The 14,185-nt window shown below is 69.4% G+C and carries 11 protein-coding genes; 8 read left to right on the top strand and 3 right to left on the bottom strand.

What is annotated here, in order from left to right:
• Positions 1-2 precede the first annotated feature (2 nt).
• Positions 3-1,973: a right-handed parallel beta-helix repeat-containing protein gene (locus U5N23_RS02165; RefSeq protein WP_322591237.1), complete on the top strand. Its 1,971-nt coding sequence runs from the start codon at positions 3-5 to the stop codon at positions 1,971-1,973.
• A 6-nt stretch (positions 1,974-1,979) separates the two neighbouring features.
• Here U5N23_RS02165 and U5N23_RS02160 read toward each other — a convergent pair whose 3' ends face one another.
• Positions 1,980-3,386 (bottom strand): esterase-like activity of phytase family protein, encoded by a 1,407-nt coding sequence (locus U5N23_RS02160; protein WP_322591236.1) that lies wholly within the window; start codon positions 3,384-3,386, stop codon positions 1,980-1,982.
• A gap of 92 nt (positions 3,387-3,478) precedes the next feature.
• Here U5N23_RS02160 and U5N23_RS02155 point away from each other — a divergent pair, with 92 nt between their 5' ends.
• The 5 genes from U5N23_RS02155 (at position 3,479) to U5N23_RS02135 (ending at position 8,939) form a co-directional block, all read left to right on the top strand.
• Positions 3,479-5,227, top strand: a complete 1,749-nt coding sequence (locus U5N23_RS02155; protein ID WP_416208561.1) for a DUF4139 domain-containing protein — start codon at positions 3,479-3,481, stop codon at positions 5,225-5,227.
• A gap of 8 nt (positions 5,228-5,235) precedes the next feature.
• Positions 5,236-5,769 carry a phosphatidylglycerophosphatase A gene (locus U5N23_RS02150; RefSeq protein ID WP_322591234.1) on the top strand — a complete coding sequence of 178 codons (534 nt, stop codon included), beginning with the start codon at positions 5,236-5,238 and terminating at the stop codon, positions 5,767-5,769.
• Positions 5,770-5,834: 65 nt separating this feature from the next.
• Positions 5,835-6,254 carry a CinA family protein gene (locus U5N23_RS02145; RefSeq protein ID WP_322591494.1) on the top strand — a complete coding sequence of 140 codons (420 nt, stop codon included), beginning with the start codon at positions 5,835-5,837 and terminating at the stop codon, positions 6,252-6,254.
• A 101-nt stretch (positions 6,255-6,355) separates the two neighbouring features.
• Complete coding sequence (locus U5N23_RS02140) at positions 6,356-6,847, top strand: nuclear transport factor 2 family protein (protein WP_322591233.1); 492 nt, start codon at positions 6,356-6,358, stop codon at positions 6,845-6,847.
• 214 nt (positions 6,848-7,061) lie between these two features.
• Positions 7,062-8,939, top strand: a complete 1,878-nt coding sequence (locus tag U5N23_RS02135; protein WP_322591232.1) for a cyclic nucleotide-binding and patatin-like phospholipase domain-containing protein — start codon at positions 7,062-7,064, stop codon at positions 8,937-8,939.
• Positions 8,940-8,943: 4 nt separating this feature from the next.
• Here the strand turns inward: U5N23_RS02135 and U5N23_RS02130 are convergent, their stop codons facing one another.
• Positions 8,944-10,440: a SulP family inorganic anion transporter gene (locus tag U5N23_RS02130; RefSeq protein WP_322591231.1), complete on the bottom strand. Its 1,497-nt coding sequence runs from the start codon at positions 10,438-10,440 to the stop codon at positions 8,944-8,946.
• A gap of 143 nt (positions 10,441-10,583) precedes the next feature.
• Positions 10,584-11,435, bottom strand: a complete 852-nt coding sequence (locus U5N23_RS02125; protein ID WP_322591230.1) for a UPF0149 family protein — start codon at positions 11,433-11,435, stop codon at positions 10,584-10,586.
• A gap of 170 nt (positions 11,436-11,605) precedes the next feature.
• Between U5N23_RS02125 and U5N23_RS02120 the strand changes: the two genes are divergently transcribed.
• Positions 11,606-13,345 (top strand): FMN-binding glutamate synthase family protein, encoded by a 1,740-nt coding sequence (locus tag U5N23_RS02120; RefSeq protein WP_322591229.1) that lies wholly within the window; start codon positions 11,606-11,608, stop codon positions 13,343-13,345.
• Complete coding sequence (locus U5N23_RS02115; protein WP_322591228.1) at positions 13,342-14,181, top strand: hypothetical protein; 840 nt, start codon at positions 13,342-13,344, stop codon at positions 14,179-14,181. The genes U5N23_RS02120 and U5N23_RS02115 overlap by 4 nt, the downstream gene beginning before the upstream one ends.
• Positions 14,182-14,185 lie beyond the last annotated feature (4 nt).

Here is a 14,185-nt window from a genome sequence, read left to right as displayed (position 1 = left end):
CCATGCCCTTCACCCTGATACCGCGCGTCGCCGCCACCTTGCTCGCCTGTGTGCTGGGTGCCACCGACGCCGCAAGGGCCGCAGACACCGCCGTGTTCGAGCCCGCCACTGGCACGCTGCGCCTGCCCACGCTGCAACTGGACGCCGGTGACCGCTACCGCGACGTGGTGGTGCGCCTGATCGACCCCGGGCAACTGCGGGTAGGCGACCCCACGGTGGGCGCCGAACTGCAGTTCATGACAGCCGGCAGCGTGCTGCTCCTGCCGCAGGTGGTGATCGGCACCGCAACCTATCCACGGGTCACTTTGACCCGGCCGGGGCTGGAACTGCTGGGCGTGGGCGGGCTGATCGGACCACCAAGCGCGGCGGACGCCAGCGTACCGGGCGCCATCACCACACCCTTCCCCACCCTGGAGAACATCACGGTTGAATGGGCCTTTGCGGGCGATGCCAACCGCAATGCGGTGGTCGGCGTGCGCTACCGTGCGCAGGGCAGCAGCACCTGGCTCACGGGCATGCCGCTGCGCCGCATCCACAACGAGACCTCGGGCCAGGGCCGCACCTGGCCGCTGCGCCATTCGGGCAGCATCTTCGACGTGGCGCCGGGCACCACCTACGAGATCGAGCTGATGCTCACCGATCCCGATGGCGGCAGCACCGTGCGCACCACCACCGCCACGACCCGCAGCGTGCCCACGCCTGCGCCCGGCGCTTTGGTCAAGCCCGCCACACCGGCCACGCTTGCCAGCGTGCTGGCCGGCGCCAATGCCGGCGACATCGTGGAGCTGGGATCCGGGCGCTACAGCGGCTTCAGCGTGGCGCGCAGCGGCGCACCGGGCCGGCCGCTGGTGATACGGGGTACGCCGGGCGCGGTGGTGGAGGGGGAGATCAGCGTCTTCAACCAGCGCCATGTGATGCTGACCGAGATGACCCTGAACGGCCGCGTGCGCTTCAACGGCAGCAACGACTTCAGTATGACGCGCAGCACCGTCAACGCCACGACGGCACTGGGTGGGCACGGCATCATCACGTTCACGCGGACCGAGAACGCCTACATCGCCGACAACACGGTCACCGGCACGGTGGTGTGGTCCGAGGCGGCCCTCGGCGCATCGGGCAGCAACGCGGGCGAGGGCATCCTCATCACGGGCCCCGGCCACGTGGTCATGAACAACCGTGTGGCGCGGTTTCGCGACAACATCTCGCTGCTCGAAGACGACGAGGCGGTGGACCAGTACAGCATCGACATCCTGAACAACGACATTTCCGAGGCGGCGGACGACGGCGTGGAGGCCGATTTCTGCATGCACAACTGCCGCATCCTGCGCAACCGGCTGACCAATGTGTTCATCGCGCTGTCGTCGCAGCCGGGCCTCGGCGGGCCCACCTACTTCGTGCGCAATGTCGTCTACAACGCCGTGCACGTGGCCTTCAAGCTGTACCGCAGCAGCCATGGCGACGTGCTGCTGCACAACACCGTGGTGAAGAACGGCGATGCGCTGGGCATCTACGCCGGTGCCACGGTGGGGCGGCTGTATGCGCGCAACAATTTGTTCATCGGCGGGCCGGGTGGTACCTATGCCGGCTATTCCAGCGGCACCGGGCGCGTGCTGTCGATTGCCGACCTGGACACCGCGAGCGCCGACCTGGACTACAACGCCTATGGCTCCACCGTGGGCAACGTCTCCGGCCACTGGGGCGCCACCAGCTTTGCCGGCCTGGCCGAACTGCGTGCGCGCACCACGGATCGCGCCGCCGTGCAGGTTGGCATGGACTCCTTCGCCGCAGTGCCAGTATTCCCCGGCGCGCCGCTCACCCTGTACACCGTGCCCGACCTGCGCCTGCAACCCGGCTCGGCGGCGGTCGATGCAGGGCAGGCCATTCCCAACATCAGCCAGGGCTTCCAGGGCCGAGCCCCTGATGCCGGAGCCTATGAACTCGGCCAGGCCCCGCCCGTGTACGGCCCCCGCTGAGCAGGATCAGAACAGCGGTGCGATGGGCTTGACCACATACAGCATATTGCTGTCGGGCTTGCCGTCGTACAGGTACTTCTGCTTGACGCCGCCCAGGTTGTCCGGGGCGATCACGAAGTCGGCATCGTTGATGATGGCCAACCGGTTCGCATCGATGACCCAGATGCCTTCCAGCTTGTCGTGCGGGTACTTCTGCGAGGCCACGGCGTCGTAGGCCAGCACCTTGGTGATGGACTTGATGCCCAGTGCGGCCAGCTGCGCCCAGCCGGCGGCGTAGTTGTCGGCGGTGCCGCCGTCCTTGACCACCAGCTCCAGGGTCTTGCCGTTCACCAGCAGGCCGTTGGCGGCATTCACCGTGAGCGTGGCGTTGGCGCTGCGCAGGGCGGTGTTGGAGCGGTCCACATTGGTCGCCTGGCCGATGTCGATCTTGTAGATGTTCTTGCGCACCACGCCGGTGTCGATGCCATAGAACCTGGTGTCGCGCTCGACCACCAGGAAGCTGGTGGCGGAGAGGGCCACGATCTCGGAGTTGGCCAGGCCCGCCGCATCCTGTCGGTACAGGTACTGCGCCGTGGCACCCGTTTCGATGTTCACCGTGACGAGGCGAACCAGGTTGATGCTGCCCACCGCGCTGCTGGGGTTGTGCAGGTTCGACTGCATCATGCCCACCAGCGTCTTGCCGTCGGGCGTGATGGTCAGGCCTTCCATGCCGCGGTTGGGCCAGCGCGTGGACAGTTCGGCCGGCAAGGTGCGGCCGGCTTTGTTGCGCGGGTCGGCCGCGAAGGGGTTGATGCGCTCGATCTCCTTGCCCGTGGCGTCGAAGTGCACGATGTGCGGGCCGTACTCGTCGCTGATCCAGAACGTGCCGTCCTTCATCGCCACCAGGCCTTCGGAATCGAGCCCGCTTTCGTCGAAGCCCTTGACTCCATCGCCATCCGGGTCCAGCGACACGACGCTGCCGTCCAGGTTGTAGGGTGTCTCGCCGGTGCCGCCGAATTGGCGGTTGGGCAGGCCGGTGATGAGGCGGCCCTTGGGGTCCTTGAGCAGGATGGTGCTGACCAGCTCGGCTTTGCCCTCGGACGTGAACCGGAACAGGCCGATGCGCGGCGTGTAATCGGGCGTGACGAAGATGATGCCGGACGGCGTGCGGCCCGCCTCGGTGGCGGCGTTCGGGCCGCGGTCGCTCAGGCCGTAGAAGTGGCCTTCCAGGGTGGGGTGCGGCGCCATGGACGAACCGTAGCTGCCGTTGCGCAGCTCGGTCTTCTCGGCGTTGTCCACCCGGCCCATCACCTCGTAGGGCAGGCTGGTGCCGCTGGCGCCCGGGTACTGGAACCCGTCGTCGGAGCCCCCGCAGGCGACCATGCCCAGGCCCAGGGCAAGAATGGACAGGGCATGGGGAAGGAAATGCTTCATGGTTGTTGGAGTGAGAATGGAAGACTTTTCGAGGGTATGAAGGCTGCGTGACAATCCCATGAATCCACCAAGGTTGGCGCTGTCGATCGCCCATGCGCCGCCGCACGGCGGCCTGCATTTGCGCTACAAACGCTGAAACCATTCCTGCGCTGCCGCCTTCGGCGCGCCCCGACCCACACCAGGAGGCATCCTTGACCCCTACCATCGGTTTCGCCACCCGGCTCGCCGTCTGCGCCAGCCTGTTGCTGTGCGCTGCGGGCACCGCGCTCGCGCAGGACAGCAGCGCCAACTCGCGCATCGCCCGCGTCACCGTCTATTCGGGCACGGCCGCCGTGGAGCGTGTGGCCAGGGTCGCCATGGGTGCGCGCAGCTTCACCTTCAGTTGCCTGCCCGCTTCCCTCGATGCGCAGAGCCTGCAGATCCATGCCGATGCCAGCGTGCGCGTGGGCGAATTCAACGTGCTCACCGAGGACCGCGACGTGGCCCCCGCCTGTGCCAGCCCGCTGGACGGCCGCATCCGCGAGCTGGAGGACCAGATCGCCGGTGTGAAGGCCGAAACCGGCGCGCTGGGCCTGGTGGACAGCTACCTCAAGGGCGTGGCGGGCGGCCGCACCGGGGGCGACGACGCGCCCGGCGGCCGGGGGCTGGGCCCCACGCCGGCGCAGATCACCGCCATGGCCGAGGTGCTGCGCAAATCGGGCCAGGACGCACTGGCCCGCACGCACCAGCTGCGGCGCAAGCAGGAGGCGCTGGAGTTGGCCTTGAAGCCCCTGGTGGCCGAGCGCAACCGTGTGGCCAGCCAGCGCGCGCGCGTGGTGTCGGTCAGCATCAACCTGGCGGCCGAGCGCGAGGGCGAGCTGCGCCTGTCCTACCAGGTGCGCGGCCCGGGCTGGCAGCCGGCCTACCGCGCCACGCTGGACCCGGCCAAGGCCACCGTGCTGCTCGAACGCCAGGCCCTGGTGGCACAGAACAGCGGCGAGGACTGGGGCAATGTGCAGCTCGTTCTGTCCACCGGCCAGCCGGGGCGCGCCACCCAGGGCCGACTGCCGCGCCCCTGGACGCTGGATGTGGCCCCGCCACCGCAACCCATGAGCATGGCAGCCCCCGCGATGGCCATGGCCCCTGCCGCGCCTCCCGCCCCTGTGGCCCGGGAGCGGTCCATGGCCGAAGAGGCCATGCCGAGCTTCGACGTGAGCACCACCGACAGGGGCTTTGCCACCGAGTTCGCCGTGCCCCAGCGCATCACCGTGCCCTCCAGCGGCCAGCGCGTGACCCTGGCGCTGGGCAACCACAGCGCAGCGGCCACGCTGCTCACGCGCACCGCCCCGGCGGTGGAAGATGTCGCCTACCTGGTGGCCGAAGTCGCCACGCCGCCCGGCGTGTGGCCTGCCGGCCCCGTGGGGCTGTACCGCGACGGCGCCTTCGTGGGCACCGGGCGGCTGGACTTCGCGGCGCCCAGCACCGCGCCCGCAGGCAGCACCAGCCTGTCGTTCGGCAAGGACGACCTGGTCACCGTCCGCGCCGAGGCGCCGCAGGACCTGACCAGCGCCACGGGCTTCACGGGCTCGCGCACCGAGCGCCGCACACGCCGCGCCTACAGCGTGGAAAACCGCCACACGACCGCCATCACGCTGCAGGTGCTGCATGCCGCCCCGGTCTCGCGCAACGAGAAGATCGAGGTCGAGTCGCGCTACCAGCCCCAGCCCGCCGAAATGGCCTTCAACCGCACGCCCGGCACGGTGGCCTGGCAGCAGCCGCTGGCGGCAGGCGCCACAGCGCAGTTCAGCGCCGAGCACACGGTCCGCTATTCCAAGGACATTCAATTGCAGGAACGGCAGTGAGCCCCACCATGGACCCTGTGTTTCCCCCTTCACCGCCTGCCGCGCCGCGCCGCGCCACGGCCGCCTTCATGCTCTCGCACCCTGCGCACTGCATCGCGCTGGGCTTTGGCGCGGGGCTCTCGCGCATCGCGCCCGGCACCGTGGGCACGCTCTGGGCCTGGCTGTCGTTTCTGGCATTGCAGCAGTGGCTGAGCCCCCTGCACATGGGCCTGCTGATCGCCGCCAGCACCCTGGTCGGCTGGTGGGCCTGCACGGTGGCGGCACGCAACCTGGGCATCGCCGACCCCGGCAACATCGTCTGGGACGAGGTGGTGGCCTTCTGGCTGGTGCTGTGGCTGGCCATGCCCATGGGCTGGTGGGGGCAGTTGGTGGCGTTTGCCCTGTTCCGCTTTTTCGACGCCGCCAAGCCCGGCCCCGTGGCCTGGGCCGACGGTCTGTTCAAGGGCTTTGGCTGGCGTGGGGGCTGGGGCATCCTGTGGGACGATTTCGTGGCGGCGTTCTGCACGCTGCTGGTGATTGCGCTGTGGAGGTTCTGGTGGTGAACGATCCCAAGGCACAGGCCACACTGCTGACCGACATCGCTGCCAGACTGCTCGCGCGCGGGCAGATGCTGGCCACGGCCGAGAGCTGCACGGGCGGCATGATCGCTGCGGCCTGCACCGATCTGTCGGGGTCAAGCCAGTGGTTCGAACGCGGCTTCGTGAGCTATTCCAACGAGGCCAAGGCCGAGCTGCTGGGCGTGCCACCCGCATTGATCGACGCCCACGGCGCCGTGAGCGAGCCAGTGGCCCGCGCCATGGCTGCGGGTGCGGTGGCGCGTTCGCGCGCGCAGGTGGCCGTGGCCGTCACGGGCGTGGCCGGGCCCACGGGCGGCAGCCCGGCCAAGCCGGTGGGCACGGTGTGGTTCGGCTGGGCCGTGGGTGGCACCGTGCACACCGAACTGCAGCAATTCCCGGGCGACCGTGCCGCGGTGCGCCATGCCACCGTCGCGCACGCACTGCAGCGGCTGCTCCACTACCTGGGTTGATGCGGCAAGCGCGTCGCCCAGGCGCCAGCGGGCCTGCACAGCGCCGGTGTAGCATCTTCCGCCCGGGCTCCAAAGCCCGCATTGCCCCTACCGGAGCCCCCATGCACCCCAACGCCCAGACCCTGCAGCGCTTTTACACCGCCTTCGGCCAGCTCGACCACGCCACCATGCAGGCCTGCTACGCGCCCGACGCCAGTTTCGACGACGAGGCGTTCTCGCTCAAGGGGCGCGAGCAGATCGGCGGCATGTGGCGCATGCTGGCCACCGCCACGCGCAAGAACGGCGCCGGGCACTGGAAGCTCGAGTCGAGCGGCATCGAGGCCGATGACAGGAGCGGACGCGCCCACTGGGAGGCGCACTACCTTTTCAGCGCCACGGGGCGCAAGGTGCACAACATCATCGATGGCACGTTCACGTTCACGCCCGAGGGCCTGATCGCCACGCACCGCGACCGCTTCAATTTCTGGCGCTGGTCGCGCCAGGCCCTGGGCACGCCCGGCCTGCTGCTGGGCTGGTCGCCCTCGCTCAAGCGCAAGGTGCGCAGCACGGCGGCGGGTAACCTGGCGAAATTCCTCGCGCAGGAAAAGAAGTAACCGGCCCACGCCGGCAGGCACAGCGTGCATTTGTTCACACCACCCGCGCCCGCTACCCGTGCGGGGTGGGGCGCTGCGCTGGTGCATCCCTAGAATTCGCGGCTTCGCATGCTGCGGGCAGGCCCTCCCGGCCGGGTGCCCGCAGCACCTGGAACCCTTTCGGTCCCCAGCCCGCTCCTGCCCGGAGCCGACCGATCCGCCTGCCGCTGCCGCCATGTCGCCTTTCACCGCCACCCAGAACCAGCTCCTGATGGAGCACCTGCGCAGCTTCCTGCAGGGCATGGCGCCGCAGGCACTGGAGCTGCTGCGCTCCCACATGGAATGGGTGGAGATTCCCGGCGGCGGCACGCTGATGAACCAGGGCGATCCCGGCGAATCCATGTACCTCACCGTGAGCGGCCGCCTGCGCGCCTATGTGCGCGGCGACGATGGCCGCCAGCGCCGCGTGGCCGACATGGGCCGCGGCCAGGCCATCGGCGAGATCAGCCTGTTCACCGATGCACCGCGCGCAGCCACCGTGGTCGCCGTGCGCGATTCGGTGCTGGTGCGGCTGACCAAGCCGGTGTTCAAGAACCTGCTGGCGGGCAGTGCCCAGGTCTCGATCGCGCTCACGCGCCAGATCATCGAGCGCCTGCAGTCGCGCTCGGTCAACCCGGCGATGGAGCGCCCCGTGGCCATGGGGCTCTTGCCCATCAGCGCGGGGGTGGACCTGCAGGGCTTTGCGGTGAAGCTCGCGCGCCAGCTCGGCGCGCCGGGCAAGGTGCGAGTGGTGGACTCGGCCACGGTGGACCGCGAGCTGCAGGACCCCGGCATCGCCCAGCGCGAGGGGGCCGATGCCTCGGCCAACCGGCGCATTGCCATGCTGCTCGACGAGATCGAGGCGCGCAACGAGTTCGTGCTGCTGCTGGCCGATGCCGAGCCCACGCCCTGGACCCGCCGCGTGAGCCGCCACTGCGACGAATTGCTGCTGCTGGCCGACGCATCGGCCGAGCCTGCCATCCACCCCATCGAGGCGCAGTGCCTGGCCCAGCGCGCGCCCCTGACCGAGGCGGCCGAGATCCTGGTGCTGCTGCACCCGGCCGACACCCGCTGCCCGCGCCACACCGAGCAGTGGCTGGCGCGCCGCACGGTGACCGACCATGTGCATGTGCGCCCGGCACTGGAGCGCGACATGGCGCGCCTGGCACGCATCCAGAGCCGCACGGCCGTGGGGCTGGTGCTGGCCGGGGGCGGTGCGCGCGGCTTTGCGCACCTGGGCGTGTACCGCGCGCTGCTGGAGCAGGGCGTGGAGATCGACTGCGTGGGCGGCACCAGCATCGGCTCGGTGATGGCGGCCTACGTGGCCTCGGACCAGCCGCTGGACGCGGTGATGGCCAACGCGCGCGAGGCCTTTCGCACCAACCCCACGGGCGACTTCAACCTGCTGCCCATGCTCTCGCTGATCAAGGGTCGGCGCCTGCGCCACATCCTCGATGAGGCCGTGGGTCGGCTGGTGGGGTTTCCGGCACAGATCGAAGACCTGTGGAAGAACTACTACTGCGTGGCCACGAACTACTCACGCGCCTGCGAGCAGGTGGTGCGCCACGGCAGCCTGGTCAAATCGCTGCTGGCCAGCATCTCCATCCCCGGTGCGCTGCCCCCCGTGGTGCACGAAGGCGACCTGCTGTGCGATGGCGGCACCTTCAACAACTTCCCGGTGGACGTGATGCGCGGCATGCGCGGCGTGGGCACCGTGATCGGCGTGGACCTGAACTTCAGGAAGCCCCGGCACATCGACCTGGACGACGTGCCCAGCAGCTGGGCGCTGCTGCGCGACAAACTGCGCCCGCGCGCGCAGCGCCGCTACAAGCTGCCCTCCCTGGCCAGCTACCTGATGACCGTGACCATTCTGTACAGCATGTCGCGCCAGCGCCAGTCGCAGCAGCTCACGGACCTGTACTTCAACCCGCCCATGGACCGCGTGGGCATGCTGCAGTGGAACCGCTTCGAGCAGATCGTGCAGCAGGGCTATGTGCATGGCCTGGACGTGCTGGGCCAGCGGGATGCCGGCGAGCGCCCGCCCACGCACATGCCAGAACCCGCAACGGCCTGACCGTTCAGCCTTTGCTGGCCGGCGTGGCGCCCAGCCGGTCGATCAGCACCGCACTGGCCTGGTTGAGCCCCAGCACCTCCACCGTGCAGCCGTGGTGCTGCAGGCGCTGTACCACCTTGTCGAGCGCTGCCACGGCGGTGATGTCCCAGAAATGGGCGCCCGATACGTCGATGCGCACGGCCCGGCCTTCGGCGCCCAGGATGTCGAAGGCGTCGATGAAGGCATCGGCCGAGGCAAAGAACACCTGGCCCGTGACCTGCCAGGTGCGCAGGCCGCTGGCCTCATCGTCTGTTGCGCGCACCTGCAGCATGCGCGCCACCTTGAAGGCAAAGAACACGCCGCTGAGCAACACACCCACCGCCACGCCGGCCGCCAGGTTGTGCGTGAACAGGGTCACGGCCACGGTGGCCAGCATCACCGCGCTGGACATGCGCGGGTGGCGCACCAGGGTGCCGAGCGATTTCCAGTCGAAGGTGGAGGCCGACACCATGACCATGATGGCCACCAGGGCGATGACAGGAACCTGCGACACCCAGGGCTTGAGCGCCACCATGAGGATGAGCAGAAACACGCCGGCGAACAGCGTGGACAGGCGCCCGCGCCCGCCGTACTTCACGTTGCTCACGGCCTGGCCGATCATGCCGCAGCCGGCAATGCCGCCGAACAGGCTGGCGGCCACGTTGGCCACGCCCAGGCCCGCGCACTCGCGGTTCTTGGAGCTGGGCGTATCCGTCATCTCGTCCACCACGGCGGCGGTCAGCACCGATTCGAGCAGGCCCACCATGGCAATCGCCAGCGCCGGCAGGAGGATGATGCGCAGCGTGTCGAGTGCCAGCGGCACCTCGGGCAGGCCGAACAGCGGCAGCGAATCGGGCAACTGGCCCAGGTCGGCCACGGTGGGCAGCGGCAGGCCCATGCCGGATGCCAGCACGGTGAGTGCCACCACACAGATCAGCGGCGAAGGGATGGCGGTGAGTGCGCGCCAGGAGAGCATGCGCCCCAGATACGGCAGCCCGTAGATGATGGCCAGCCCCAGGCCCAGCATGGCCCAGGTGGCCGCCCCGGCGCCGGCAAGGTGCGGCAGCTGGGCCGAGAAGATCAGGATGGCCAGGGCATTCACGAAGCCGGTGCGCACCGAGCTGGAGACGAAGCGCATCAGCACGCCCATGCGCAGCAACCCGAACACCACCTGCACCAGGCCCGCGAGGATGCCGGCCGCCAGCAGGTAGGGAAGGCCGTGCGACTGCACCAGCGGCGCCGCCACCAGCGCCACCGATCCAGCAGCGGCCGAGACCATGGCCGGGCGACCGCCGGTGAAGGCGATCACCAGGCTGATGACGAACGAGGCGAAGAGCCCTACCGAGGGGTCGACGCCCGCGACGAAGGAGAACGCAATGACCTCGGGGATCAGCGCAAAGGTGGCGACGGCCCCGGCCAGCAGCTCGCGCGGGATGCTGGGCGCCCATTCGGCACGCAGGCGGGTCAGGAAGGTGGCACTCATGCAATGGCAGCGCGCGCCAGGGACGCGCGATCAGGAAAAGAGACAGGACAGGGAAGGCAAGAAGCACGCCCGCTGGCGCGGGCTTGACGGCCCGGCGCCACCACGCGAGGCAGCCTGGGCGTCAGTGCAGATTCAACGGCTGCTCAGCTGGCGCCGTGGCATTTCTTGTACTTTTTGCCGCTGCCGCAATGGCAGGGGTCGTTGCGGCCGGGCTCGGGGGCCTTGCGGATGGTCTCCACGCGCGGGCCCATGCTCTTCCAGATCTGGCGCAGGTCGTACACGGCCCAGATGGCCTCGCCGAACGCCTCCACCCGCGCCTGGCTGGTGCTCGGGGGCCCGTTCTCGTCGAACATGCAGACTTCGGGCTTGCCGGTGTCGTCCTCGGTCAGCGCGACGATGCTGTCGAGCGCGTCGTCGAGCCATTGGGCGGCCTCCTTGTCGCGCGGCGCGGCCCAATCCTCGGGCCAGTTTTCCACGGCGAACATGAAGCCCAGCGCCCAGACCTGGCCGAACGAGGGGATGTCCTGCTCGTCGGAGTCCATCTCGGCGCGCTGCTCTTCGGTCAGGCTGGCCACCGCGCCCCGCATGTCCATGGCCTCGGGCTGGAAGGTCTGATCGTCGTCCAGGCGGTCGACCTTGGCGTCGAGCTGGCGCACCACCTCGTCCCAGCGGCGTGTCCACAACTCCAGGAACCGCGCCTGCTGGGCTGCATCGGCAAAGGCCGGCAACAGGGGCAGGGGCTCGCCCTCGGCGACTTCGAGCTCGGCGCCGTCGCCCAGCAGCATGGGCAGGTACTCGGCCGGCGCGATGGGGCGGCGGTTGCAGATGACGGCGGTCAGGAAGCCGTCGCAGAACTCCCACTGGGGAATCTCTTCGCCGCGCGAGCGCAGGTCGTCGAGGATGTTGTCGATCTCTTCGAGCTCGTCAGGCCCCAGGGCAGGCGCCACAGCGGAGGTTTCGGGATCGGTTTCGGGCGTTTCGATGGGGTCGGTCATGGCGGGGCTCCGTGGTCGGGCGGCTGAAAGCAAAGTTTTACTTTTATGATGCTCAAGGACTGCGCCCGAGCACAGCACCGGGGCACAGTGCGGGGGGCGGCAACGCCACCCGCGCAAAGGCGGTCAGTGTAGCCCTCCCGCCGCGCCCCCCAAAAGAACCAGGACAAGCGATGCTCCACCAACTCAATTCCCTGTACCCGGTGCGCTACACGGCCTTTGCACTGTGCGTGCTGGGCCTGCTGCTGGCGCTGTTCGCCCTGGTGGTGTTCGGTGTGGGCCTGCCGCTGGTGCTGGTTTTCGGGGCCTTGGCGGCCGTGGGCGTCTACGACGTGCGCCAGACGCGCCACGCCATCCTGCGCAACTACCCGGTCATCGGACATATCCGCTTCATGCTCGAATACGTGCGCCCCGAGGTGCGCCAGTACTTCATCGAGAGCGACAGCGAAGCCGCCCCCTTCTCGCGCGCCCAGCGCTCGCTGGTCTACCAGCGCGCCAAGGGCGAACCCGACAACCGGCCCTTTGGCACGCACCTGGACGTCGGTGCCCAGGGCTACGAGTGGGTCAACCATTCCATGGCGCCCACGCACCTCGCGTCGCACGATTTCCGGGTCTGGATCGGTGGCAGCCCCGGCGCACCGTCCCCGTCGGTGTCGCCCTGCACCCAGCCCTACCAGGCCAGCGTGTTCAACATCTCGGCCATGAGCTTCGGCGCCCTGTCGGCCAATGCGGTGCTGGCGCTCAACAAGGGGGCGCAGCTCGGCGGCTTCGCCCACGACACGGGCGAGGGCTCCATATCGCAGCACCACCGGGTGCATGGCGGCGACCTGATCTGGGAGATCGGCTCGGGCTACTTCGGCTGCCGCAACGACGATGGCAGCTTCAACCCCGAACGCTTTGCCGCCAATGCGCAGGACCCGCAGGTGAAGATGATCGAGCTCAAGCTCAGCCAGGGCGCCAAGCCCGGGCACGGTGGGGTGCTGCCGGCGGCCAAGGTCACCATCGAGATTGCGTCCGCGCGCGGCGTGCCGGTGGGCAAGGACTGCATCTCGCCCTCGCGCCACAGTGCGTTTTCCAACCCGGTGGAGATGATGCAGTTCATCGCCCGCCTGCGCGAGCTCTCGGGCGGCAAGCCCACGGGCTTCAAGTTCTGCCTGGGCCACCCCTGGGAATGGTTCGCCATCGTCAAGGCCATGCTGGTCACCGGCATCACGCCCGACTTCATCGTGGTCGACGGGGCCGAGGGCGGCACCGGCGCGGCCCCCGTGGAGTTCAGCGACCACGTGGGCGCGCCGCTGCAAGAAGGCCTGCTGCTGGTGCACAACACGCTGGTCGGCGTGAACCTGCGCGAGCGCGTGCGCATCGGCTGCGCGGGCAAGGTGATCACCGCCTTCGACATTGCGCGCATGATGGCGCTGGGCGCCGACTGGTGCAATGCCGGGCGCGGCTTCATGATGGCGCTGGGCTGCATCCAGGCGCAAAGCTGCCACACCGGCCACTGCCCCACCGGCGTGACCACGCAGGACGCGCAGCGCCAGCAGGCCCTGGTGGTGCCCGACAAGGCCTCGCGTGTGGCGCAGTTCCACCGCAGCACCCTGCATGCCCTGCAGGAGCTTGTGCAGGCTGCAGGCCTGCAGCACCCCAAGGACATCACCGCCCACCACATCGTGCGCCGCATCAGCGATACCGAGGTGCGTCTTTTGTCCAACCTGATCACGCGCATGCAGCCCGGCGCACTGCTGGGCCCGCTCGACGCCCAGCACAACGTGTTCCGCCTGTACTGGCCGCTGGCCAGCGCGCACAGCTTTGCGGCCAGCGAGCCGGCGCTGGAGCCATCAGTGCCCCACCATGTGGAAGTGGCCCACGCGGCCGTGGCCGCCGTCAGCGATCTGCCCGCCAACGCCGCCGTATGACGATGGATGCAGGCAAGGTCCCTGAAAGCACCCTGGACAGCGACGGCACCATCGACTACGCGGCCTACCTGCGCCAGCAGCTCGCGCAGCAGCAGTTCAACGTGGCCAGCTACCGGCTCGGCGATCAGCAGGTATGGCTCAAGAAGGCCGGTGCGCCCCATGGCCCGGGCCGCTACCGCGCCATGGCCGCGCTGGCCTCGGTGCTGCGCCTGGAGGTGCTGCGCCCCGTGCCCAACCCGGGCGGCCGGGAGGCCATTGCCATCGAAGTGCGGCGCCTGCGCGACCTGCAGGTGCGCGGCCTGCGCGTGCCCACCGTGCTGGCCGCGCAGGAGGATGGCTTTTTGATGCGCCACCTGGGGCGCCCCGCGCAGCAAACGCCCTCGCTGGGCAATGAGATCGACCATGCCGTGTCCGCCGGGCCCGCCGCCGTGCTGGCGCTGTGGCGGCAGGGTCTGGAGGCCATTGCGCAGGTGCACGCCAGCGGCACCTGCCTGAGCCAGGCGTTCGCGCGCAACCTGGTGCGCTGCCCTGACCGCGTGGTGGGCTACATCGATTTCGAGGACGACCCGGCGGCCGTGCTGCCGCTGCCGGTATGCCACGCGCGCGACGCGCTGTGCTACGCGCACTCCACGGCCATCTACCTGCGCCTGGTGGGCGCGCTCGACGATGCCCGTGCCCTATGGACGGCCTGGATCGCATCGGGCAGCCCTGAGCTGCAGGCCGTGATGGCCAGCAGCATCCGGCGCATGGGCTGGATGCGCCACCTGCCGCAAAACCGCAGGCTCGGCCGCGACATGCAGCGCGTGCGCGCGGCGTACGATTTGCTGGGTCCCTGACGGA

This window comes from Acidovorax sp. (assembly GCF_034519795.1).
Classification (GTDB): Bacteria; Pseudomonadota; Gammaproteobacteria; order Burkholderiales; family Burkholderiaceae_C; genus Acidovorax.
This window is presented reverse-complemented; position numbering and strand designations above follow the sequence as displayed.

Bases quoted from the DNA above. Each gene is read 5' to 3' on its own strand.
- U5N23_RS02165 (WP_322591237.1), top strand. From the start codon at position 3: ATGCCCTTCACCCTGATACCGCGCGTCGCCGCCACCTTGCTCGCCTGT.
- U5N23_RS02160 (WP_322591236.1), bottom strand. From the start codon at position 3,386: ATGAAGCATTTCCTTCCCCATGCCCTGTCCATTCTTGCCCTGGGCCTG.
- U5N23_RS02155 (WP_416208561.1), top strand. From the start codon at position 3,479: ATGCGCCGCCGCACGGCGGCCTGCATTTGCGCTACAAACGCTGAAACC.
- U5N23_RS02150 (WP_322591234.1), top strand. From the start codon at position 5,236: ATGGACCCTGTGTTTCCCCCTTCACCGCCTGCCGCGCCGCGCCGCGCC.
- U5N23_RS02145 (WP_322591494.1), top strand. From the start codon at position 5,835: ATGCTGGCCACGGCCGAGAGCTGCACGGGCGGCATGATCGCTGCGGCC.
- U5N23_RS02140 (WP_322591233.1), top strand. From the start codon at position 6,356: ATGCACCCCAACGCCCAGACCCTGCAGCGCTTTTACACCGCCTTCGGC.
- U5N23_RS02135 (WP_322591232.1), top strand. From the start codon at position 7,062: ATGTCGCCTTTCACCGCCACCCAGAACCAGCTCCTGATGGAGCACCTG.
- U5N23_RS02130 (WP_322591231.1), bottom strand. From the start codon at position 10,440: ATGAGTGCCACCTTCCTGACCCGCCTGCGTGCCGAATGGGCGCCCAGC.
- U5N23_RS02125 (WP_322591230.1), bottom strand. From the start codon at position 11,435: ATGACCGACCCCATCGAAACGCCCGAAACCGATCCCGAAACCTCCGCT.
- U5N23_RS02120 (WP_322591229.1), top strand. From the start codon at position 11,606: ATGCTCCACCAACTCAATTCCCTGTACCCGGTGCGCTACACGGCCTTT.
- U5N23_RS02115 (WP_322591228.1), top strand. From the start codon at position 13,342: ATGACGATGGATGCAGGCAAGGTCCCTGAAAGCACCCTGGACAGCGAC.